The sequence below is a fragment of the Brachybacterium phenoliresistens genome, assembly GCF_000576425.1.
GTDB lineage: Bacteria > Actinomycetota > Actinomycetes > Actinomycetales > Dermabacteraceae > Brachybacterium > Brachybacterium phenoliresistens.
Genome location: NZ_KK069997.1, coordinates 99,918 through 119,964 on the forward strand (window position 1 = coordinate 99,918; position 20,047 = coordinate 119,964).

At 72.0% G+C, this 20,047-nt stretch carries 16 protein-coding genes; 4 read left to right on the forward strand and 12 right to left on the reverse strand.

The window, feature by feature from the left end; genetic code table 11:
• Window positions 1-143 precede the first annotated feature (143 nt).
• From pgi to BF93_RS12620, 3 genes are all read left to right on the forward strand, one after another.
• Window positions 144-1,850: a glucose-6-phosphate isomerase gene (gene pgi, locus BF93_RS12610; RefSeq protein WP_038373081.1), complete on the forward strand. Its 1,707-nt coding sequence runs from the start codon at window positions 144-146 to the stop codon at window positions 1,848-1,850.
• 74 nt (window positions 1,851-1,924) lie between these two features.
• Window positions 1,925-2,653: a GH25 family lysozyme gene (locus BF93_RS12615; protein ID WP_038373134.1), complete on the forward strand. Its 729-nt coding sequence runs from the start codon at window positions 1,925-1,927 to the stop codon at window positions 2,651-2,653.
• A gap of 260 nt (window positions 2,654-2,913) precedes the next feature.
• Complete coding sequence (locus tag BF93_RS12620) at window positions 2,914-4,269, forward strand: nucleobase:cation symporter-2 family protein (protein ID WP_051486919.1); 1,356 nt, start codon at window positions 2,914-2,916, stop codon at window positions 4,267-4,269.
• Window positions 4,270-4,357: 88 nt separating this feature from the next.
• Here BF93_RS12620 and BF93_RS12625 read toward each other — a convergent pair whose 3' ends face one another.
• A complete protein-coding gene (locus tag BF93_RS12625; RefSeq protein WP_232226394.1) occupies window positions 4,358-5,746 on the reverse strand; it encodes an MFS transporter in 1,389 nt (462 codons plus the stop codon).
• A 223-nt stretch (window positions 5,747-5,969) separates the two neighbouring features.
• Between BF93_RS12625 and BF93_RS12630 the strand changes: the two genes are divergently transcribed.
• A complete protein-coding gene (locus BF93_RS12630) occupies window positions 5,970-7,583 on the forward strand; it encodes a flotillin family protein (RefSeq protein WP_051486920.1) in 1,614 nt (537 codons plus the stop codon).
• Window positions 7,584-7,719: 136 nt separating this feature from the next.
• On the opposite strand, the gene BF93_RS12635 is transcribed toward BF93_RS12630, so the two are convergent.
• From BF93_RS12635 to BF93_RS12685, 11 genes are all read right to left on the reverse strand, one after another.
• Window positions 7,720-8,955: an acyl-CoA dehydrogenase family protein gene (locus BF93_RS12635; protein ID WP_038373139.1), complete on the reverse strand. Its 1,236-nt coding sequence runs from the start codon at window positions 8,953-8,955 to the stop codon at window positions 7,720-7,722.
• 68 nt (window positions 8,956-9,023) lie between these two features.
• Window positions 9,024-12,578 (reverse strand): DNA polymerase III subunit alpha, encoded by a 3,555-nt coding sequence (gene dnaE / locus BF93_RS12640; RefSeq protein ID WP_038373082.1) that lies wholly within the window; start codon window positions 12,576-12,578, stop codon window positions 9,024-9,026.
• A 196-nt stretch (window positions 12,579-12,774) separates the two neighbouring features.
• Complete coding sequence (locus tag BF93_RS12645; RefSeq protein ID WP_038373083.1) at window positions 12,775-13,503, reverse strand: hypothetical protein; 729 nt, start codon at window positions 13,501-13,503, stop codon at window positions 12,775-12,777.
• Window positions 13,504-13,550: 47 nt separating this feature from the next.
• The gene (locus BF93_RS12650; protein WP_038373084.1) at window positions 13,551-14,477 is read right to left on the reverse strand and encodes an RluA family pseudouridine synthase; all 927 of its coding nucleotides are present in this window, start codon (window positions 14,475-14,477) and stop codon (window positions 13,551-13,553) included.
• The gene (gene lspA / locus BF93_RS12655; RefSeq protein ID WP_232226396.1) at window positions 14,474-14,980 is read right to left on the reverse strand and encodes a signal peptidase II; all 507 of its coding nucleotides are present in this window, start codon (window positions 14,978-14,980) and stop codon (window positions 14,474-14,476) included. The genes BF93_RS12650 and lspA overlap by 4 nt, the downstream gene beginning before the upstream one ends.
• A gap of 92 nt (window positions 14,981-15,072) precedes the next feature.
• The gene (locus tag BF93_RS12660) at window positions 15,073-15,738 is read right to left on the reverse strand and encodes a DivIVA domain-containing protein (RefSeq protein ID WP_038373085.1); all 666 of its coding nucleotides are present in this window, start codon (window positions 15,736-15,738) and stop codon (window positions 15,073-15,075) included.
• 98 nt (window positions 15,739-15,836) lie between these two features.
• Window positions 15,837-16,127 (reverse strand): YggT family protein, encoded by a 291-nt coding sequence (locus BF93_RS12665; protein ID WP_038373087.1) that lies wholly within the window; start codon window positions 16,125-16,127, stop codon window positions 15,837-15,839.
• A 6-nt stretch (window positions 16,128-16,133) separates the two neighbouring features.
• The gene (locus BF93_RS12670) at window positions 16,134-16,616 is read right to left on the reverse strand and encodes a cell division protein SepF (RefSeq protein ID WP_038373088.1); all 483 of its coding nucleotides are present in this window, start codon (window positions 16,614-16,616) and stop codon (window positions 16,134-16,136) included.
• 180 nt (window positions 16,617-16,796) lie between these two features.
• Window positions 16,797-17,537: a peptidoglycan editing factor PgeF gene (gene pgeF, locus BF93_RS12675; RefSeq protein ID WP_051486922.1), complete on the reverse strand. Its 741-nt coding sequence runs from the start codon at window positions 17,535-17,537 to the stop codon at window positions 16,797-16,799.
• Window positions 17,534-18,871, reverse strand: a complete 1,338-nt coding sequence (ftsZ, locus tag BF93_RS12680) for a cell division protein FtsZ (RefSeq protein WP_038373089.1) — start codon at window positions 18,869-18,871, stop codon at window positions 17,534-17,536. The genes pgeF and ftsZ overlap by 4 nt, the downstream gene beginning before the upstream one ends.
• Before the next feature lie 218 nt (window positions 18,872-19,089).
• Window positions 19,090-20,047 (reverse strand): cell division protein FtsQ/DivIB (locus BF93_RS12685; protein ID WP_038373090.1); only part of this gene is annotated, 958 nt, incomplete at its 5' end.

Below are 20,047 nucleotides of genomic sequence, written 5' to 3' on the forward strand. Positions count from 1 at the left end.
CTCGCGCCACCGGAGTGCCCACCAGTGTGCACCACGTCAAGGATGTTCCGAGCCATGGACGGTCACGTTTCTGTTGCGCTTTGTGGCCTCCCATGACATGACCTGCACTCTTCCCGGTCATCCGGAGGTGGACAATAGGTGCCATGACTGATGCACCCGAGGCCGCCATCGCCGCCGCCGAGCCCGTCGACCCCACCACCACCGCCGCCTGGGAGGCGCTCGAGGAGCACGACCTCGAGATCGCCGGCTCCCTGCGCGAGTGGTTCGCGGAGGATCCGCAGCGCGCCGAGCGCTTCACGCACGACGCCGCCGATCTGCACGTGGACCTGTCCAAGAACCTCGTGACCGCCGAGACGATCGAGCTGCTGCTGCAGCTGGCCGATCAGACCGGCGTGCTGGAGCGGCGCGACGCCATGTACTCCGGCGGGCACATCAACACCACCGAGGACCGCGCCGTCCTGCACACGGCGCTGCGCCGCCCCGCCGGCGCCTCCCCCGCGCTGACCGTCGACGGCCAGGACGTCGACGCCGATGTCCAGGAGGTCCTGGGCCGCGTCGCCGACTTCGCACGGCGCGTGCGCTCGGGCGAGTGGACGGGCGTGACCGGCAAGCGCATCGAGACCGTGGTGAACATCGGCATCGGCGGCAGCGACCTGGGACCGGTCATGGTCTACGAGGCGCTGAAGCCCTTCGCGCAGGAGGGGCTGGAGGCCCGCTTCATCTCGAACATCGACCCGACCGACGCGTACGAGACCACCAAGGACCTCGACCCCGAGACCACCCTGGTCATCGTCGCCTCGAAGACCTTCACCACCCTCGAGACGATCACCAACGCGAAGCTCGTGCGCGCCTGGCTGCTGGACGGCCTCGCGGAGAAGGCGGGCCTCGCGCCGGAGAAGCAGGCCGAGGCGATCGCGAAGCACTTCATCGCGGTTTCCACCGCCCTGGACAAGGTCGCCGAGTTCGGCATCGACACCGACAACGCCTTCGGCTTCTGGAGCTGGGTGGGCGGGCGCTACAGCGTCGACTCCGCGATCGGGACGTCGCTGGCGATCGTGCTGGGCCCGGAGGCCTTCGAAGAGCTGCTGGCCGGCTTCCACGCCATGGACGAGCACTTCCGCACCGCCGCGCCGGAGGTGAACGTCCCGCTGCTGATGGGCCTGATCAACGTCTGGAACGTCAACTTCCTCGAGGCGGAGACCCACGCGGTCCTCCCCTACTCGCAGTACCTGCACCGCTTCCCGGCGTACCTGCAGCAGCTGACCATGGAGTCCAACGGCAAGTCCGTGCGCTGGGACGGCTCCCCCGTCACCACCGAGACCGGCGAGATCTTCTGGGGCGAGCCCGGCACCAACGGCCAGCACGCCTTCTACCAGCTGATCCACCAGGGCACCCGGATCATCCCGGCGGACTTCATCGCCTTCGCCGACCCGGCGCACCCGCTCAAGGACGGCGAGCAGGACGTCCATGAGCTGTTCCTGGCGAACTTCTTCGCCCAGACGAAGGCGCTCGCCTTCGGCAAGACGGCCGATGAGGTCCGTGCCGAGGGCACCGAGGGCTCCCTGGTGGCGGCCCGTGAGTTCTCCGGCGACCGCCCGACCACGTCGATCATGGCCCCGGCCCTGACCCCCGGCGTGCTGGGCCAGCTCATCGCGCTGTACGAGCACATCACCTTCGTGCAGGGCGCCGTCTGGGGCATCAACTCCTTCGACCAGTGGGGCGTGGAGCTGGGCAAGCAGCTGGCCAAGGGCCTCGCACCGGCCGTCGCGGGCGACGAGGACGCGATCGCGGCGGAGGACTCCTCCACCGCGGCGCTGATCCGCTACTACCGCGAGCACCGGAGCGTCTGAGCGCTCCGCCCGTGACGGTCGAGCCGGGAGGAGGGGCCGGGGCGGTCGCCGCGCCGGCCTCTCCTCCGCGTGCCGTGCGGCGGCGCCGCGCCCTCGGGCTCGGCGCCGCCGCGGTCGTCGTCCTGGGAGCGCTCGCGCTGCTGGTGGGGTCGGGGGTCGTGTGGCCCGGACGGATCTTCGCCCTGGGCCATCCGGTGCGCGGGGTGGACGTCTCCTCGTACCAGGGCCGCATCGACTGGCCGGTCCTGGTGGCCGATGACCTGGACTTCGCCTACATCAAGGCCACCGAGGGATCCTCGCACGTGGATCGGCGCTTCGCCGCGAACTGGGAGGGGGCGCGGACCAGCGGCGTGCTGTTCGGCGCCTACCACTTCCTGTCCTTCGAGAGCTCGGGAGAGGACCAGGCCCGGCACATCATCGAGACCGTCCCGGCCGACGGCACGCTCCCCCCCGCCGTCGACGTCGAGTACTACGGCGAGCACTTCGCGGATCCGCCGCCGCGCGAGGAGGTCGCCGCGATCCTCGACCCCCTGATCCGCGAGCTCACCGAGCACTACGGCACGGCGCCGGTCATCTACGCGACCCCCGCCGCCTACGAGCGCTACATCGCCGGCGCCTACCCGGACTGCCCGATCTGGATCCGCTCGGTCGTCGTCCCGCCCTCCCTGGCGGACGGACGGGAATGGACGTTCTGGCAGTACTCGCACCGGGACCGCCGCTCCGGCTACGACGGCACGGAGCCCTACATCGACATGAACGTGTTCCGCGGCTCCCGCGCCGAGCTCGCCGATCTCGCGGGCTGAGAGCCCAGACGCCCCTCTGTCCCCGCCGCCGCGTTCCGGTCCGCGGTCGCGCAGAGCAGACCTCCGCCCCGCTGCACGACGGCACCGCGCTGTGGCGCATTCGTCCGCGGGCCCCGCCCGCGGGCCGGAGCATCGGCCGTAGAATCCCCGGAGCGCCCGCCGTCGTCGCACTCCGGGCGCTCGCCCGTGCGTGCGTTCTGCGGCGGACCGCCGTCCGCTTCCCCGCCCGAGAACGCCCCCGATCCCGAGGACAGCACCCCGTGACCTCCGCATCCCCCCGCGCGACCACCGCCCCGCCCGTCCGGCCCGAGGACGAGCGCCTGCCGCTGGGGCGCACCGTCCTGTTCGGCGCCCAGCACGTCCTGTCCATGTACGGCGGCGTCGTCGCCATCCCGCTGATCGTCGGCAGCGCGGCCGGCTTGCCCGAGGTCGAGGTCGGCCTGCTGGTGGCCTGCGCCCTGTTCGTCTCGGGCCTGGCCACGGTGCTGCAGTCGATCGGCGTGCCCGGCTTCGGCGCCCGGCTCCCCCTGGTCCAGGGCACGACCTTCGGCGCCGTCTCGACGATGGGCGTGATCATCGCCGACGGCGGCGGCCTGCCGGCCGTTTTCGGCTCGGTGATCGTCGCGAGCATCGTCGGCCTGCTCCTGGTCCCCCTGGTCACGCGCATGCAACCGCTGTTCCCGCCGGTGGTGACGGGGACGATCATCGCCGCCATGGGCATCTCCCTGCTTCCGGTCGCGGCCGGCTGGATCCTGGGCACCGAGGGGACCGAGGGCTTCGGCGGCGCCGGGAACCTGGGCCTGGCCGCGATCACCCTGGTCGCCGTGCTGGTGCTCTCGCGGATCCGCGCCCTGTCCGGGGTGGCGATCATGCTGGGCATCGTGATCGGCACGCTGGTGGCCCTCGCCCTGGGCCGGGCGGACTTCTCCGCCGTGGGCGAGGGATCGCTGCTCGCCTTCCCGCAGCCCTTCGCCTTCGGCGCCCCGACCTTCCACCTCGCGGCGATCATCCCCATGGTCGTCGTGATCATCGTGACCCTCATGGAGACCACGGCGAACCTGTTCGCGGTGACGAAGGTGGTCGGCACCGACCTGCCGCCGCGACGCCTGTCCGACGGCCTGCGTGCGGACATGCTCGCCTCCGCCCTCGCGCCGGTGGTCAACTCGTTCCCGGCCACGGCCTTCGCCCAGAACATCGGCCTCATCTCCGTCAGCCGCGTCCGCTCGCGCTACACCGTGGCCGCCGGCGGCGTGCTGCTGCTCCTGCTGGGCCTGGTGCCGGTGCTGGGCCGCGTCATCGCCGCGGTCCCCTCCCCCGTGCTCGGCGGCGCCGGGATCGTGCTGTTCGGCTCGGTCGCCGCGGCGGGCATTCGGACGATCTCCGAGGCGCCGCGCACCGATGAGCGCGACGCCGGCCACGACACCATGATCGTCGCGGTGTCCCTGGCCCTGGCGGTCATGCCGCTCGCCGTGCCGGACCTGTACGCCTCGCTGCCGACGCTGGTCTCGATGGTCCTCAGCTCGGGCGTGAGCGCCGCCGCCTTCAGCGCGGTGACCCTCAACCTGGTGCTCAAGGGCCGCGGCGGGATCCAGCCGCGGGTGCGCGACATCCTCTGAGGGGCCCGGAATCCTCTGAGGGGCCCGGAATCCTCTGAGGGGCCCGGACGCCGGACGGGAGCGATGACCCGGCCGGGGCCTGACGGGGTCAGGCCAGGTAGTCGACCTCGCGCGTCTCGGTGCCCAGCAGCAGCGCGACGATCGTGATCACGGCGGCCAGCAGCAGGTAGCCGCCCACCAGCCACAGCGGTCCGCCGAGGGCCTGCCACAGCGCGATCATCGCGTACGGCGCCGGCGCCGCGCCGATCACGGAGGCCAGGTTGTAGCTCACGGCGCTGCCGGTGTAGCGCACATCGGCGGTGAACATCTCCGGGAGGAACGCGGCCATCGGCCCGAAGGTCATGCCCATCAGGGCGAAGCCCAGGATCAGGGCGGCCATCACGCCGACGGTGCCCGAGCGCATGAGCGGCTCCAGCAGCAGGCCGAACACGCCGATCCCGGCGGTGACCGCGAGCAGCAGGCGGCGCCGGCCCAGGCGATCGGCCAGCGGCCCGGAGACCACGGTGAAGATGCCGAAGAAGACGACGCCGATGATCAGCATCGTGAGGAACTGCGGTCGGGCGAAGCCCAGCCCCGGCGCGAAGGACGCCGCGTCGAAGGACTTGCCGGCGGCCTCGGCCGCGGCGCGCGCCGTGCCCTCGTCGGCCGGGGTGGTGCCCACGACCATGAGGAACGCGGTCATCATGTAGAACAGGACGTAGGTGGCGACCATGGCGAAGGTCGCCAGGACCAGGGGCTTCCACGAGCGGCGGAACACCCGGGCGATCGGCACCGCGGCGACCCGCTCCTCGTCGATCACCTTCTGGAACGCGGGCGACTCCATGAGCTTCAGGCGCACCCACAGCCCGACGATCACCAGCACGGCCGAGAGCAGGAACGGCACGCGCCAGCCCCAGCTGGTGAACTGGGCGTCGCTCAGGCCGAGGCTCAGGCCCACGAACAGCAGGTTGGACAGGATGAAGCCCAGCGGGGCGCCGAGCTGCGGGAAGGTGCCGTACAGCGCCCGCTTTCCGGGCGGGGCGTTCTCGGTGGCCAGCAGCGCCGCACCGGACCATTCGCCGCCCAGGCCCACGCCCTGGCAGAAGCGCAGCAGCACGAGGATGGCCGGGGCGAGGATGGTGAAGCCGGGGGTCTGCGCGGTGGGCAGGACGCCGATGAGGAAGGTCGCGATGCCCATCACCAGCAGGCTCGCCACGAGCGTGGTCTTGCGGCCGACGCGGTCGCCGTAGTGGCCGAAGACGAGCGAGCCCAGCGGGCGGGCGACGAAGGCGACGCCGAAGATCGCGAAGGAGCTCAGGAGCTGGTTCGCGGGGCTCTGCGTCGGGAAGAACAGGGCGGGGAAGACGAGGGAGGCCGCGGTCGCGTACGCGTAGAAGTCGAAGAACTCGATGGTCGTGCCGACCATCGAGGCCGTGATGACGCGTCCGCGCGTGTTGGCCGGGGCCACGGGCGGGGTGGGGGATTCGGTGATGCTCACGGCACGGCACCATAGACCCGCAGTCCCACGATATGGACAGAGGGTCGCATCGTGAGATCGGAGGATTCGGACGAGCTGGGCGGACGCCGAACGCCCCCTGATAATCTGCTCACGGTGTCCCGGGGACTGAGCTGGACACCGCCCTCGCGCAGGGCTCCCTCCGGAGCGCGCGGCGGCGAGCGCCCCGCATCGGACACCGGACGCACCGATCGAAGGGGAATCCATGGAGCCGTTCCTGGGACTGGGGCTCGTCGTCCTGGTCGGAATCGCGGTGGTGGTGCTGATCGGGATCCTCGTGATCCTGCGCAGCTACCGCATCGCAGCGCCGAACGAGGCGCTCATCATCACCGGTCGCAACGCCAAGTCGGGCGATGTCGACCTCGAATCCGGAGGCGCGCGGGTGGTGATCGGCTCGCGCGCGATCGTGCGGCCGTTCTTCGACCGCGCCTTCGTGCTCAGCCTCAGCTCGCGGCAGATCCCCGTCGAGGTCGAGGGGTACTCGATGAACGGGATCTTCCTGCGCCTGCGCGGCGTCGCGCAGGTCAAGGTCGGCGGCAACGTCGACGACGTCCGCAAGGCCTCGCAGCGCTTCCTGGACCAGCAGCAGCAGATCGACCACTACACGCAGGAGATCCTCTCGGGCACCCTGCGCGCCGTGGTGGGCACGCTGTCGGTCGAGCAGATCATCCGTGACCGCGCGTCCTTCGCCAACCAGGTGCAGGCCGAGGCGGAGCACTCGATGAACAACCAGGGTCTGGTCATCGACACCTTCCAGATCTCCGCGGTCGAGGACGACGGGTCCTACCTGCGCGACTGGGGACGCCCCGAGGCCGCCCTGGTCGCCAAGCGCGCGGCGATCGCCGAGTCGGACGCGAACCGCGAGTCGACCCAGGCGAAGAACATCAACCTCCAGCAGGAGGCGGAGTCCAAGCAGGCCTTCGATCTGCGCAACGCGGAGATCAAGGAGGAGACGGACGCCCGTCAGGCCGTCGCCGATGCCGCCGGTCCGCTCTCCCGGGCCGCGCAGCAGCAGCGGATCATCGAGCAGGAGGAGCTCATCGCGGTCCGCAACAACGATCTGCGCGAGAAGCAGCTGATCGCCGAGGTCCACAAGCCGGCGGAGGCCAAGCGCTACGCCGAGCAGCAGGACGCGGACTCGAAGAAGTACGCGCGCATCGCCGACTCCGAGGCCCAGCTGGCCGACGAGCGCAACCGCGCCGAGTCCCGCAAGGTGTCCGCCGACGCGGAGGCGCATGCCATCGAGGCTCGCGGTCGCGCCGAGGCGGAGGTCGAGCTGCAGCGTCGCTCCAAGGACGCCGAGGCGGTGCGCCTGGAGGGCCAGGCGCAGGCCGACTCGCTGCGCGCCAAGGGCGAGGCGGAGGCCGCGGCGATCCTCGCCCGCGGCGAGGCCGAGGCCGAGGCCACCCGCGCCAAGGCGGAGGCGTACAAGCAGTTCAACGACGCCGCCGTGCTGGCGCAGGTCCTCGAGGTGCTGCCGGCGGTCGCGAACGAGCTGGCCGCGCCGTACAGCAACATCGAGAAGCTGTCGGTGATCTCCTCCGACGGCGAGTCGAAGATCGGCCAGAACATCTCGCGCGGGCTCGCGCAGGTGCTCGACATGGTCAGCGCCACCACCGGCGTCGACTTCCAGGAGACGCTCGAGCGGGCCGCGAGCTCCGGCCGGGACGTGCGCGCCTCCGACCCGGCGACCCCGGCGGGCGCCCGCCCTGCGTGGGCATCGGCCGAGCCGGGCGCCTCCGCGAGCTCAGCGCCGGCCGGCTCGGCCTCCTCGGGGGCCGACGGCGAGGGCACGCAGCCCGCAGGCGCCGAGGACTGAGGTCCGCGGGGGCGGCCGCGCCGGCCGTCCCCGCAGCCCCTCCCGCCCCGGGGCGCAGGCCTCGACGGGGCACGGACGAGATCGACCAGGGCTTCCTCCCGGAGGAGGCCCTGGTCGATCTCGTCTGCGGGAGGCGTCAGGCTCCGGAGCCCGCGGCGCCGATCTCGCCCAGCAGCGCCTTCGCGTAGGAGGCCTGCACGGACTCCTCGTCGCTGGGGTGGTAGATCCCGGCGCGCGCGTCGCGGGAGAGGCGCTCCAGCTCGCTGCGGCGCGAGTAGTGGGCTCCGCCGCTGGCCCGCAGCACCTCGTCGACCGCGGCGATCGCCGCCTCCGTGGCGCGGGACTTCACCCCGGAGAACTGCAGGAACCAGCGCCCGCCGTGGTCGGTGGTCCCGGGACCGGCCTCCCCCGTGCCGAGGGCGTCGAGGTCGGCGAGGAGCTTGTCGATCTGGAGCACGGAGCCGTCCACGCCGATCGCGGCCCGGGCCAGGCGGCGGCGCACGTCGGGATCGTCCGCGTGGACGATCCCGCGGGTGATGCTCCGCCTGCGCAGCGCGACCTGGGTGCCGAGCTCGACGGCGCGCTGGGCGATGCCGGTGTACACCGCGGCGATCAGCAGCTCGAAGCAGCCGAACACGCCCAGCACGAAGGGATCCTGGTTCGGGCCGACCGGGGTGGTGGTGATGACCTGCTCCGCCGGGCAGGGCGCCTGGTCCAGGATCGTGGTGCGCGACTGGCTGGCGCGCATCCCGTGGGTGTCCCAGTCGTCCAGGGTGCGCACCGCCTCGGTGCGCTCGAGGACGCCGAACACGAGGGTCGGGTCCGTCTCCACGGTCGCGGCGAGGCGGCCGTGGACCACCAGGCGATCCCAGGCGGGAGCCAGCGAGGTGAAGATCTTGGTGCCGGAGAAGACGACGCCTCCCCCCGCCGCCCCGCCGCGACGGCCGGCAGGGGCCGTCCCGGCGCTCCGCGGCGCCTCGTCGAGGCGGCGGGCCTCGGTGGAGGCGTCGAAGAGCATCGCCTCGTTGCCGGCCTCGGAGATCCCGAAGGCGAACAGGCGGTCCTGCGCGGCGTCCTCGAGGATCGGCCGCACGCCCTCGTGCCCGCGGCGGTGGGCGTGCAGGGCCGCGCCGGTGACCACGAGGTGCATGTTCATCGCGAGCGCCGTCGCCGGCGCCGCCGCGGCCAGGCGCCGCTGGACGCGGCCGGCCTCGGCCAGGGTGGCGCCGAGGCCGCCCAGCTCCTGCGGCACCAGCAGGCGCAGGTATCCGCGCTCGCGCAGCGCGGCGAGGTCCTCGTCGAAGAAGCGGTTCTCGCGGTCGTAGACGGCGGCGCGCTCCCGGATCTCGGCGAGCAGCGCCTCCGGCAGCAGCTCGCGGGCGGCGGCTCCCGGCTCGGTGCCCGGCCCGGCGCCGGGAGCGCCCGCGCCCGTCGGCCCGCTCACTGGAGGCAGCCCGGGCCCAGCAGGGCCTTGAGCGAGGCGTACAGCGCGGCCGACGGGGTGACGGACAAGCGCTTGTCCAGCTGCATCAGCGTGGTGCGGCCGGGCTCCTGCAGGCGCAGGCGGACCTCGCTCGAACCGCGGTTGTCCTCCAGCACGTCCCGCAGCTGCTGGGCGACCTTCTCCGTGGCGCGGCCCGCCGCCAGGGAGATGACCACCGGGCCGTCGGCCCCGCCGCCGGTCTCGGGGATCGTCATCTCCATCACCCGAAGCTCCGGCATGCCCTTGGAGGTGTCCACGCGGCCCTTCATGGAGACGACGAGGTCCTCCGCGAGCTCCGTGGCGACCGTCTGGTACGTCGAGGGGAACAGCAGGCAGTCGATCGACCCCTCGAGGTCCTCGACGGTGGCGATCGCCCACATGTCGCCCTTCTTGGTGGTCTTGCGCTGCAGGGCCGTGATCAGCCCGGCGATGGTGACCATGGCGCCGTCCTCGACCGCGCCCTCGTCGGCGAGCGCGCTGATCGACGTCGAGGAGTTCTGGGCGATGACGTGCTCGAGCCCGTGCAGGGGGTGGTCCGAGACGTACAGGCCCAGCATGTTGCGCTCGAAGGCGAGCTTCTCCTTGCGGTCCCACTCGGGCAGGTCGGGCACGGTGATCGTCGCCGCGGAGCCCGTCTGGGCGCTGGGGTCGTCGCCGAACATGTCCGCGCCGAACAGGTCGTACTGCCCCTGGGCCTCCTTGCGCTTGACGTCGACCACGGCATCGACCGCATCCTCGTGGATCAGCACGAGGGAGCGGCGGTTCGCCCCGAGGGAGTCGAAGGCGCCGCCCTTGATGAGCGACTCGATGGTGCGCTTGTTGCACACCGTGAGCGGCACCTTGTCCAGGAAGTCGGTGAAGGACGTGAAGGCGCCCTTCTCCTCGCGCGCCTGGATGATCGCCTCGACGACGTTCATGCCCACGTTGCGGATGGCCGAGAGCCCGAAGCGGATGTCGTCGCCCACGGCCGAGAAGTACATGTCGGACTCGTTGACGTCCGGGGGGAGCACGGTGATGCCGCGGTGGCGGCAGTCGCCGAGGTACAGGCCCAGGCGGTCGCGGTTCTCCTGGGTGGAGGTGAGCAGCGCCGCCATGTACTCGGTGGGGTAGTTCGCCTTGAGGTACGCGGTCCAGTAGGAGACCACGCCGTAGGCGGCGGAGTGCGACTTGTTGAAGGCGTAGTCGGCGAAGGGCAGCAGAGTCTCCCACAGGGCGCTGACGGCCTCGTCGGAGTATCCGTGCTCCTTCATGCCGGCCTCGAAGGAGACGAACTGCTTGTCCAGCTCGGCCTTCTTCTTCTTGCCCATGGCGCGGCGCAGGATGTCGGCCTGTCCCAGGCTGTATCCGGCGACCTTCTGCGCCGTCTGCATGACCTGCTCCTGGTAGACCAGCACGCCGTAGGTCTCGCCGAGGATCTCCGAGAGCGGCTCCTCCAGCTCCGGATGGATCGGCGTGATCGGCTGCAGGCCGTTCTTGCGCATCGCGTAGTTCGTGTGCGAGCCCATGCCCATCGGCCCGGGACGGTACAGGGCCGAGACCGCGGTGATGTCGCCGAACTGGTCGGGCTTCATCTGGCGCAGCAGCGTGCGCATGCCGGAGCCATCGAGCTGGAACACGCCCAGCGTGTCGCCGCGCTGGAGCAGCTCGTAGGTGGCGGTGTCGTCGAACGGCAGCTGCTCGAGGTCGACGGCCTCCTTGCCGTTCTTGGTGATGTTCTCGACCGCGTCGGAGAGCACCGTGAGGTTGCGCAGGCCCAGGAAGTCCATCTTCAGCAGGCCCAGCGTCTCGCAGGTCGGGTAGTCGAACTGGGTGATGATCTGGCCGTCGGAGGGGCGGCGCATCATCGGGATGATGTCGATCAGCGGGTCGCTGGACATGATGACGGCGCAGGCGTGCACGCCCCAGCCGCGGGTCAGGCCCTCGACGCCGCGGGCGATGTCCACCACCCGACGCACGTCCGGGTCCTCGTCGTGCAGGCGGCGGAACTCCCCCGCCTCGGCGTAGCGCTTGTGCTCCGGGTCGAAGATCCCGGAGATCGGGATGTCCTTGCCCATCACGGTGGGCGGCAGCGCCTTGGAGAGGCGATCGCCCATGGCGTACGGGTAGCCCAGCACGCGCGAGGCGTCCTTGAGGGAGTTCTTCGTCTTCATCACCCCGTAGGTGATCACCTGGGCCACGCGGTCGTCGCCGTACTTGCGGGTGACGTACTCGAGCACCTCGCCGCGGCGGCGATCATCGAAGTCGACGTCGAAGTCGGGCATGGACACGCGGTCGGGGTTCAGGAACCGCTCGAACAGCAGGCCGTGCTCGATCGGGTCGAGGTCCGTGATGCGCATGGCGTAGGCGACCATCGAGCCGGCGCCGGAGCCACGGCCCGGCCCCACCCGGATCCCGTTCTCCTTGGCCCACTTGATGAAGTCGGAGACGACCAGGAAGTAGCCCGGGAAGCCCATCTGCGTGATGACGCCGACCTCGTAGTCCGCCCGCGCGCGGACCTCGTCGGGGATGCCCGCGGGGTAGCGGTACTCCAGGCCCCGCTCGACCTCCTTGACGAACCAGGAGTGCTCGTCCTCGCCCGGCGGGGTCGGGAAGACCGGCATGTAGTTCGCGCCCTCGTCGGTGGTGGTGAAGGCGACGTCCACCATGTCGGCGATGCGCAGCGTGTTGTCGCAGGCCTCGGGCAGCTCGCGGAACAGCTCGCGCATCTCGCGCCCGGACTTGAGGTAGTAGCCCGAGCCGTCGAACTTGAAGCGGCCGGGGGTGTCGAAGGTCGACCCGGAGTTGATGCACAGCAGCGCATCCTGGATCTTGGCGTCCTCCTCGGTGACGTAGTGGAGGTCGTTGGTCGCCACGATCGGGGCGCCGATGGTCCGGGACAGCTCCAGCAGCTCCTTGGTCACGCGCTGCTCGAGGGAGAGCCCGTGGTCCATCAGCTCGATGAAGTAGTTCTCCTTGCCGAAGATGTCCTGGTACTCCCCCGCCGCCTTGACGGCCTCGTCCCAGTGCCCCAGGCGGATGCGGGTCTGCACCTCGCCGGAGGGGCATCCGGAGGTGGCGATGAGGCCCGTGCTGTACTTCTGGATGCTCTCGCGGTCCATGCGTGGCCACTTGCCCATCTGGCCGTCCAGCGAGGCGGTGGAGGCCAGGCGGAAGAGGTTGTGCATCCCCTCGGTGGTGCGCGAGAGCAGGGTCAGGTGGGTGTAGGCGCCGCGCGCGGAGACGTCGTCCCCCGCCTCCTGCTGCTCCTTGGTGCCCCACTGCACACGGGTGCGGTCGTGGCGGCTGGTGCCGGGGGTCACGTACGCCTCGACGCCGATGATCGGCTTGATGCCGGCGGCCTTCGCGGTGCGGTAGAACTCGTAGGCCCCGAAGGTGTAGCCGTGGTCCGTGATCGCGATGGCCTTCTGACCCAGACGTGCGGTCTCGTCGACGAGTTTGCTGATCTTCGCGGCCCCGTCCAGGAGGGAGTAGTCGGTGTGGACGTGGAGGTGCACGAAGTCGTCGGAAGCCATGGTCCAAGCCTAGTCACCGTCCCCCTCCGGCGGGGCCCCCGGGGTCCCGCCGCAGCGGCCGCGAAGGTCACGCCGCGCGTCCGGCGTGTCGCCCGATCCCCGTGATCCGCCGGCCGCCGCCCGCCCGGGGAGCCGGTGCCGGCGAGGGGGCGGACGGCCCGGCGGCGGAGGCGGCCGGCGGTGCGCGGTCAGCGGATCAGCGCGACCCGCCGTCCTCCTCGGCCTGCTGCCCGCGCCGGGTCTCGGCGAGCAGCGTCGCGAGGTAGTCCTGGACGTCCTCGGTGCTCAGCGAGCGCTCGTCGCGCCGCGGCGGGATGCCGCCGACGAAGGCGCCGCCGTGCCAGGCGAGGGAGTCGTCGGGCAGGCTCGGATCGTCGTCGCGCCACAGGTCGATCGGCACGTCGTGGGCGGCGAGGTCGCGGGCGATCTCATCGGCCGCCGCCGCGGAGCCCGAGCGCTGCAGCACGGCCACGAGCAGGGACTGGGCGGCCCAGGCGGAGGCGTCGTCCTGCCCGGGGTCCACGGACTCCTGCACCAGGGCGATGTAGCTGGCGGCCAGCTCGTCGTCCCCGGACTCGTAGTGGTCCTTGGCCACGCGCAGCGCGATCCTCGGCACCAGATGGCGCGCGTCCCACAGCACCGCCGCGCCCACCAGCGCCATGCCGACGCCGGTGGGGAAGTCCGGGTCCAGGGCGATGGGGCTGGCGGGGGTGCGCCCCGCACGGCGGTCGTCATCGGCCTCGAGGTAGGCCTGGGCGGCCTCCTCCACCGCGGTGCGGGCCCGGCCCTCGTCGCGCAGAGCGAGCTCCGCGCCGGCAGGGTCGATGCCCAGGCGCCGCGCCACCCGGGCGAAGGGGAAGTCGGGGCGGGACAGGGCGCTGTCCCGGGAGGCGGACAGGGCGGTGCTCGGCTGCTCGTCGCTCATGCTCCGACGGTATCGCGATCGGCTCCGCACCCGGCGCCGCAGGGGCCTCAGCCCTCGCGCAGGATGCGGAGCGCCTCGGCGAGGTCCTCGGGATAGGACGAGGTGAAGGTGACCTGCTCGCGGGAGATCGGATGCTCGAAGCTGAGCTCGACGGCGTGCAGCCACTGGCGCTCCAGGCCCAGACGGGCCGCGATCGTCGGATCCGAGCCGTAGAGCGGGTCCCCCACCAGCGGATGCCGCATGGCGGAGAAGTGGACGCGGATCTGGTGGGTGCGGCCGGTCTCCAGGTGGATCTCCAGCAGCGCGGCCGAGCGGAACATCTCCTCGACCTCGTAGTGGGTCACCGCGTGCTTGCCGGTGCTCATGACCGCGTACTTGTAGTCGTGGTGCGGGGAGCGGCCGATGGGCGCCTCGATGGTCCCGCGCAGCGGGTCCGGGTGGCCCTGGCACACCGCGTGGTACGTCTTGGAGACGGTGCGGCGGCGGAAGGCGTCCTTGAGCACCGAGTAGGCGCGCTCGGACTTGGCGACGACCATGAGACCGCTGGTGCCCACGTCCAGGCGCTGGACGATCCCCTTGCGCTCGGGCGCACCCGAGGTGGAGATGCGGATGTTGGCCCCGGCGAGATGGCCCAGCACCGTCGGCCCGGTCCAGCCGACGCTGGGATGGGCGGCCACGCCCACGGGCTTGTCGACGACGACGATGTGGTCGTCCTCGAAGACGATGCTCATGCCCTCGACGACCCCGGCGTGGATCTGCGCCGCAGGCCTCGCCGGCGGGATCACCGCGGTGAGCAGGGCTCCGGCCTCGAGGCGGGTCGAGCGGGCGGGCACGGCGCCGTCGATGGTGACCTCGCCGGCCATCACGAGCTCCGCGGCCCGGGTGCGCGAGAGGCCGAACAGCCGCGAGACGCCGACGTCGACCCGCTCCCCCGCCAGCCCGTCGGGCACGGGAAGGGTGCGCTCCTCGCTCATGCTCCGTGCTCCTGGTCAGTCGGGGCCGGGCGGCGGTCCGCCGCGTCCGCGGGGCGGGAGGGGTCCGAGGGCACGCCGATCACGCTGAGCAGGACCAGCAGGATCGCCCCGCCGACCACGCCCATGTCCGCCACGTTGAACACGGGCCAGTTCGGCAGCTGGAGGAAGTCGACGACCTCGCCGCGGAACGGACCGGGCGGGCGCAGCAGCCGGTCATGGATGTTGCCGAGCGCCCCGCCGATGATCAGCCCGAGGCTCAGCGCCCACCAGGGCGAGCGGACCGCGCGGACGGCGAAGACGAGCACGCCCACGCAGATGAGCAGCTGCAGGCAGGTCACCACCGGGGTGGCGCCGGCGCCCATCCCCCAGGCGGCGCCCGAGTTGTACAGCAGGTGCAGCTGGAGGATCTCGCCGAGCAGGGGCTGGGAGCGGCCCAGCGGCAGCGCGGACTCGGCCCAGTTCTTGGTCGCCTGGTCGGCGACGGCGAGGGCGGCGCCGAGCACCAGGACGATCGCCAGGACGGCGGTCAGAGGGAGAGGACGGCGAACGCCGGACGCATCGCGTCCGGCGTTCGCAGGGTCCGTGGCGGAACGGTTCACAGACCGAAGTTCGCCTGCTTGTCCTGCGTCTCGCTGGTGTCGAGATCGCGCAGCTGGTTCTCCAGGTAGTTGCGCAGGCGGTTGCGGTAGTCGCGCTCGAAGGTGCGCAGACCCTCGATCGCCTTCTCCAGCTCCGCCTTCTTGACCTCGAGCGCCTCCAGCGTGGTGCGGGACTTCTCCTCGGCCTCGCCGACGATGCGCTGGTGCTCCTCCTGCGCGGCGTTGATGAGGCGGTCGCGCTCGTCCTCGCCGTTCTTGACGTACTCGTCGTGCAGGCGGTTGGCCAGGGCGATGATGCCGGCGGCCGAGGCGTCGGGGCTCTGGGCTGCGGCGGGCTCGGCCGGGGCCTCCGCGACGGGCTCCTCGGCGGGCTCGGCCGCGGGAGCCTCGGTCTCGGCGACGGCTGCGACGGCGGTGTCCTCGTCCTCGGCGACGGCCGCGGGGGCCTGCGCGGAGGCGGCCGCGGCGGACTCCAGCTCCGCGATGCGGTTCTGGGCCTCCTCGAGCTCCGTGGTCAGGCGCGCGTTCTCGTCGATGAGCTCCTGCAGGCGCGGCAGGACGTCGTTGTCGAGGTAATTGTCGACCTCGTCCATGTCGTAGCCTTCGGAGAACCGCACCGGGGTGAAGCGCTTGTTCAGCAGGTCCTCGGGCATCAGGGCCATGGGGTCACCTTCTCGTCAGTCTTGGTTGTGTGGCGCCTACGTGTGCGCACCTGCGACACAGCGTAGCCGAAAGCGGATCCGATCTCCGCACCGGCCTCTCAGGAAGCGAGGCCCCCGAGCACGGACAGCAGGATGGACCCTCCGAGCAGGAGGATCATCAGGCTCAGGTCCAGGGCCACCGCGCCGAGGCGGATCGGCGGGATGATGCGACGGAGCCCCCGCACCGGTGGGTCGGTGAGGGAGTAGACGAGCTCGAAGAGCACGAGGACCAGGCCCCGCGGCCGGAAATCCCGCGAATAGGCCTGGATCCATTCCAGGATCAGTCGCGCCACCAGCGCGATCATGTACAGCAGCAGCGCGATGTACGCCACCGAGGCGATCAGCTGCACCGGCCCTCAGCTCTGGTTGTAGAAGCTGCTCTCCTCGGCCGTCGCCTCGCCGTCGACCTGGATGAACTCCGGGGACAGGAGGAAGACCTTGGAGGTGACGCGCTCGATGGAGCCGCGCAGCCCGAACACGAGCCCCGCGGAGAAGTCGACCATGCGCTTGGCGTCGCCGTCCTGCATGTCCGAGAGGTTCACGATCACCGGGACACCGTCGCGGAACGACTCGCCGATGGCCTTGGCGTCGTTGTAGGACCGCGGGTGGATGGTCGTGATGCGCGCCATCGTCTCCTCCTGAGAAGGACTCATCGCGACGACATGGTTGCGCCGGATGGGCGTCACCTGAGCCTCGCGCTCCACATGCTGCTCCGGGGCCCGCTCGGTGCGGCGCGCCGCCGGCGCGTCGTCGCGGACGTCCCGCTCGTCGTCGTAGTAGTCCTCGTCGACCTCGTTCGCGAGGCCGAGTGCGACCATCGCGTTGTGCCACGTGCCCATGGGCAGATCTCCCAGTCTGTCTTCATTCCGCTGACGGGATCCCGGGGAAGCACGGGGAGTGCGTGGGGACCCTTCCCATGGAACGTACCGGAGCGATGCATATCCCGCGTGGAGGCGCACGGCGTGTCGTCCGCAGGATCCCGGCGTGTCCTCGTGATCCGTGCCGCGCGGGCGATCGCGTCAGGCCCGGCGGATGACGCCCGCGAAGCGCCCCGTGGTGCCCTCGCGCCGGTACGAGAAGAAGCGCGGGTCCTCGAGGGTGCACGGGGCCTCGACCGCGACGGCGGAGGCGGGCACCCCGGCGAGCTCGAGGGCTCGCACGGCGCCCGCCCGCAGGTCCAGGGCCGGGGTGCCCCAGCGGGTGCGCGCGCAGATGCCGTCCAGGACCGCGGCGGACTCCTCCTGCATGGCGGCGGGCACCTCGTAGCAGTCCCCGCAGATGCTCGGCCCGATGCTCGCCCGGATCCGGGAGGGGACGGCGCCCAGCGCCGCCATGGACTCCACGGTGCGCTGGAGCACGCCGTCGAGCAGGCCGCGACGGCCCGCATGGGCGGCGCCGATCACGCCGGAGGCCGCGTCGCTCAGCAGCACGGGCAGGCAGTCGGCCACCATGATCAGCAGCGCCACGTCGCGGCGGGAGGTCACCAGCGCATCGGCGGGGATCACGGGGACCGGGCCGTCGGCGGGCAGGACGTGCACCTCGGCCGAGTGGATCTGATCGACCGCGGCCAGGGGCGCGCCCATCTCCGCGCGGAGCAGGTCGCGGTTGCGGCGCACGGCGGACTCCTCGTCCCCCACGTGCAGGGCGAGGTTCAGGCTGTCGTAGGGCGCCGCGCCGATGCCGCCCGCCCGGGTGGTGAACAGGGCGCGGGCCCCGCGCAGATGCGGGGCCCGCAGGACGGCATCGGCCGGGAGCGTCACTTCAGGAACGACGGCAGGTCGAGATCGTCGTCGCCCTCGGGCTCCTGGATGCGCGGGGGACGCACCGGCTGGGGCGAGGCGGGCTGGGCCTGCTGCGCCGGCCGCTCGGCGGACTCGGCCTCGGCCGGGTCCAGCACCTCGGTCGCCGGCTCGGGGCTGGGCTGGGGCGCGGACGCCGGGCGCGGCGGCACCGCCTGCTGCTCCTGCGGGGAGGGCGTGAAGGTCTGCTGGGGCGTGCCCCAGGAGCCGGAGAACGCCCCGGCGCCGGCACCGCGGGACTCCTGCTGCTCGGACCGGCCCAGAGCGGGCCGCGGCTGCGTCTCGGTCCGGCGGGGCTCGCTGCGCTGCGGGATCGCTGCGGGCTGCGCCGTCTGGCGCGGGCTGGGGCCGCCGGACTCGAAGCCCGCCGCGATCACGGTCACGCGGACCTCGTCGCCCAGGGCGTCGTCGATCACGGAGCCGAAGATGATGTTCGCATCGGGGTGGGCGGCCTCCTGCACCAGGCGGGCGGCCTCCGAGACCTCGTAGAGGCCGAGGTCGCTGCCGCCCTGGATGGACAGCAGCACGCCGTAGGCGCCGTCGATGGAGGCCTCCAGCAGGGGGCTCGAGACCGCGAGCTCCGCCGCCTGGAGGGCGCGGTCGTCCCCGCGGGCCGAGCCGATCCCCATCAGCGCGCTGCCCGCGCCCTGCATCACGGACTTCACGTCCGCGAAGTCGAGGTTGATCAGACCCGGGGTGGTGATGAGGTCGGTGATGCCCTGGACGCCGGAGAGCAGGACCTGGTCGGCGGACTTGAAGGCGTCGAGCATCGAGACCTGCTTGTCGGCGATCGACAGCAGGCGGTCGTTGGGGATGACGATGAGGGTGTCGACCTCGGCCTGGAGGGCGGCGATGCCGGACTCGGCCTGGGTCGAGCGGCGACGGCCCTCGAAGGTGAACGGACGGGTGACCACACCGATGGTCAGCGCGCCCAGGCTGCGGGCGATGTTCGCCACGACCGGCGCACCGCCGGTGCCGGTGCCGCCGCCCTCGCCGGCGGTCACGAAGACCATGTCGGCGCCGCGCAGCACCTCCTCGATCTCCTCGGCGTGGTCCTCCGCCGCCTTCTTGCCGACCTCCGGGTCGGCGCCGGCGCCGAGGCCGCGGGTGATCTCCTTGCCGACGTCGAGCTTGACGTCGGCGTCGGACATCAGCAGCGCCTGCGCGTCGGTGTTGATGGCGATGAACTCGACGCCCTTGAGACCGGATTCGATCATGCGGTTGACGGCGTTCACACCGCCGCCGCCGATGCCGACGACCTTGATGACTGCGAGGTAGTTCTGTGATCCGGTCACGTTCGGGTCCTTGCTCTCGATGTCTGTGCTGATGGGAGCGGTGCGGGGCCGTCCGCTCGACCCCGGTGCCAAACCCTCGACCTCGAGTTGAGGTTCAGGTTCATACGTTCTCATCCGTGCTTCTGACGCTATGGACGCCGCGCACCCGGCGCAAACACCTCGCGCGCGTGTCGGCAGGAAATACGGTGAGGGAATTCCCGGGCGCGGTCGGCGCCCGGTCAGCGGGTGACGGGGGCGACCGGGGAGGACACGTCGATCACCGTTCCCGGCTGCCCGAGGAGGGCGGCGACGACCTGGGCCTTGAGCTCCGCGTCCTGCGCATCGCCCCACACGACCGTCTTCTGCCCCTCCCCCACGGCGACGGTCAGGGTGACGTCGGAGCGGGAGGACGCGGAGATGGCGCTGGTGGACCCGCGCAGGTCCGCGGGCAGCTCCGCGAGCACCTCGAGCATCGCGTCGGTGGCGCCCTCAGGATCCTTGGAGCCGGTCGCGACGGTCAGCGGCACCAGCGTCGCGCCCTCGGCCGCCTCGGGCGGGAGCTGCTCCCCCTCGGCGTCGACCACCGCGGTGCCGCCGTCGGCGGTCGCGACCGTCGCGATGGGCGTGCGCTCGCGCACCGTGACGCGGATCCCGTCGGGCCAGGTGCGCTCCACGGAGGCGCTCGCCACGCCGGGGATCGCCTCGGCCTCCGCCGTGATCCGCCCGGAGGGGACGCGCAGGATGCTCGTGCCGAGCGCCGGCTCGGCGGCACGGCGCACGGCCTGCGCATCGACGTAGCCGGTCCCGGCGATCTCGACGTCCGCGACCCGGAAGGCGGGGGCGTACAGGAGCACGCCGACCGCCGCCAGGACCAGCACCAGCAGCCCCGCGGAGACGGCGAGGATCGTGCGGCGGCGCCGCAGCCACGGCCGCGGGGTCACCAGGGAGCGGAAGCGATCCGCCGCCGGGACGACGCGTCGCGGCCCCTCCGGGGCCGCCTCCGGAGAGGCCGGGGTCCGGGCCGCCGGGGACGCGGGAGTCCGGACGGATGCGGGGGCGGCGGCCCGGGCCGCCATGGGGCGCACCGGCGCCTCGGACCGGCCGGTCGACGGCGCGGCGCGCCGGGCCGTCGGCTCGGCAGGGCGGGCCGTCGGCTCGGCGGGGCGGGCGGGCTCGGCGGGGCGGGCGGGCTCGGCG

What these genes read in the sequence shown, in the direction of transcription:
- pgi (WP_038373081.1), top strand. Translation starts at nt 144, where the DNA reads ATGACTGATGCACCCGAGGCCGCCATCGCCGCCGCCGAGCCCGTCGAC.
- BF93_RS12630 (WP_051486920.1), top strand. Translation starts at nt 5,970, where the DNA reads ATGGAGCCGTTCCTGGGACTGGGGCTCGTCGTCCTGGTCGGAATCGCG.
- dnaE (WP_038373082.1), bottom strand. Translation starts at nt 12,578, where the DNA reads ATGGCTTCCGACGACTTCGTGCACCTCCACGTCCACACCGACTACTCC.
- BF93_RS12645 (WP_038373083.1), bottom strand. Translation starts at nt 13,503, where the DNA reads ATGAGCGACGAGCAGCCGAGCACCGCCCTGTCCGCCTCCCGGGACAGC.
- BF93_RS12650 (WP_038373084.1), bottom strand. Translation starts at nt 14,477, where the DNA reads ATGAGCGAGGAGCGCACCCTTCCCGTGCCCGACGGGCTGGCGGGGGAG.
- BF93_RS12660 (WP_038373085.1), bottom strand. Translation starts at nt 15,738, where the DNA reads ATGGCCCTGATGCCCGAGGACCTGCTGAACAAGCGCTTCACCCCGGTG.
- BF93_RS12670 (WP_038373088.1), bottom strand. Translation starts at nt 16,616, where the DNA reads ATGGGCACGTGGCACAACGCGATGGTCGCACTCGGCCTCGCGAACGAG.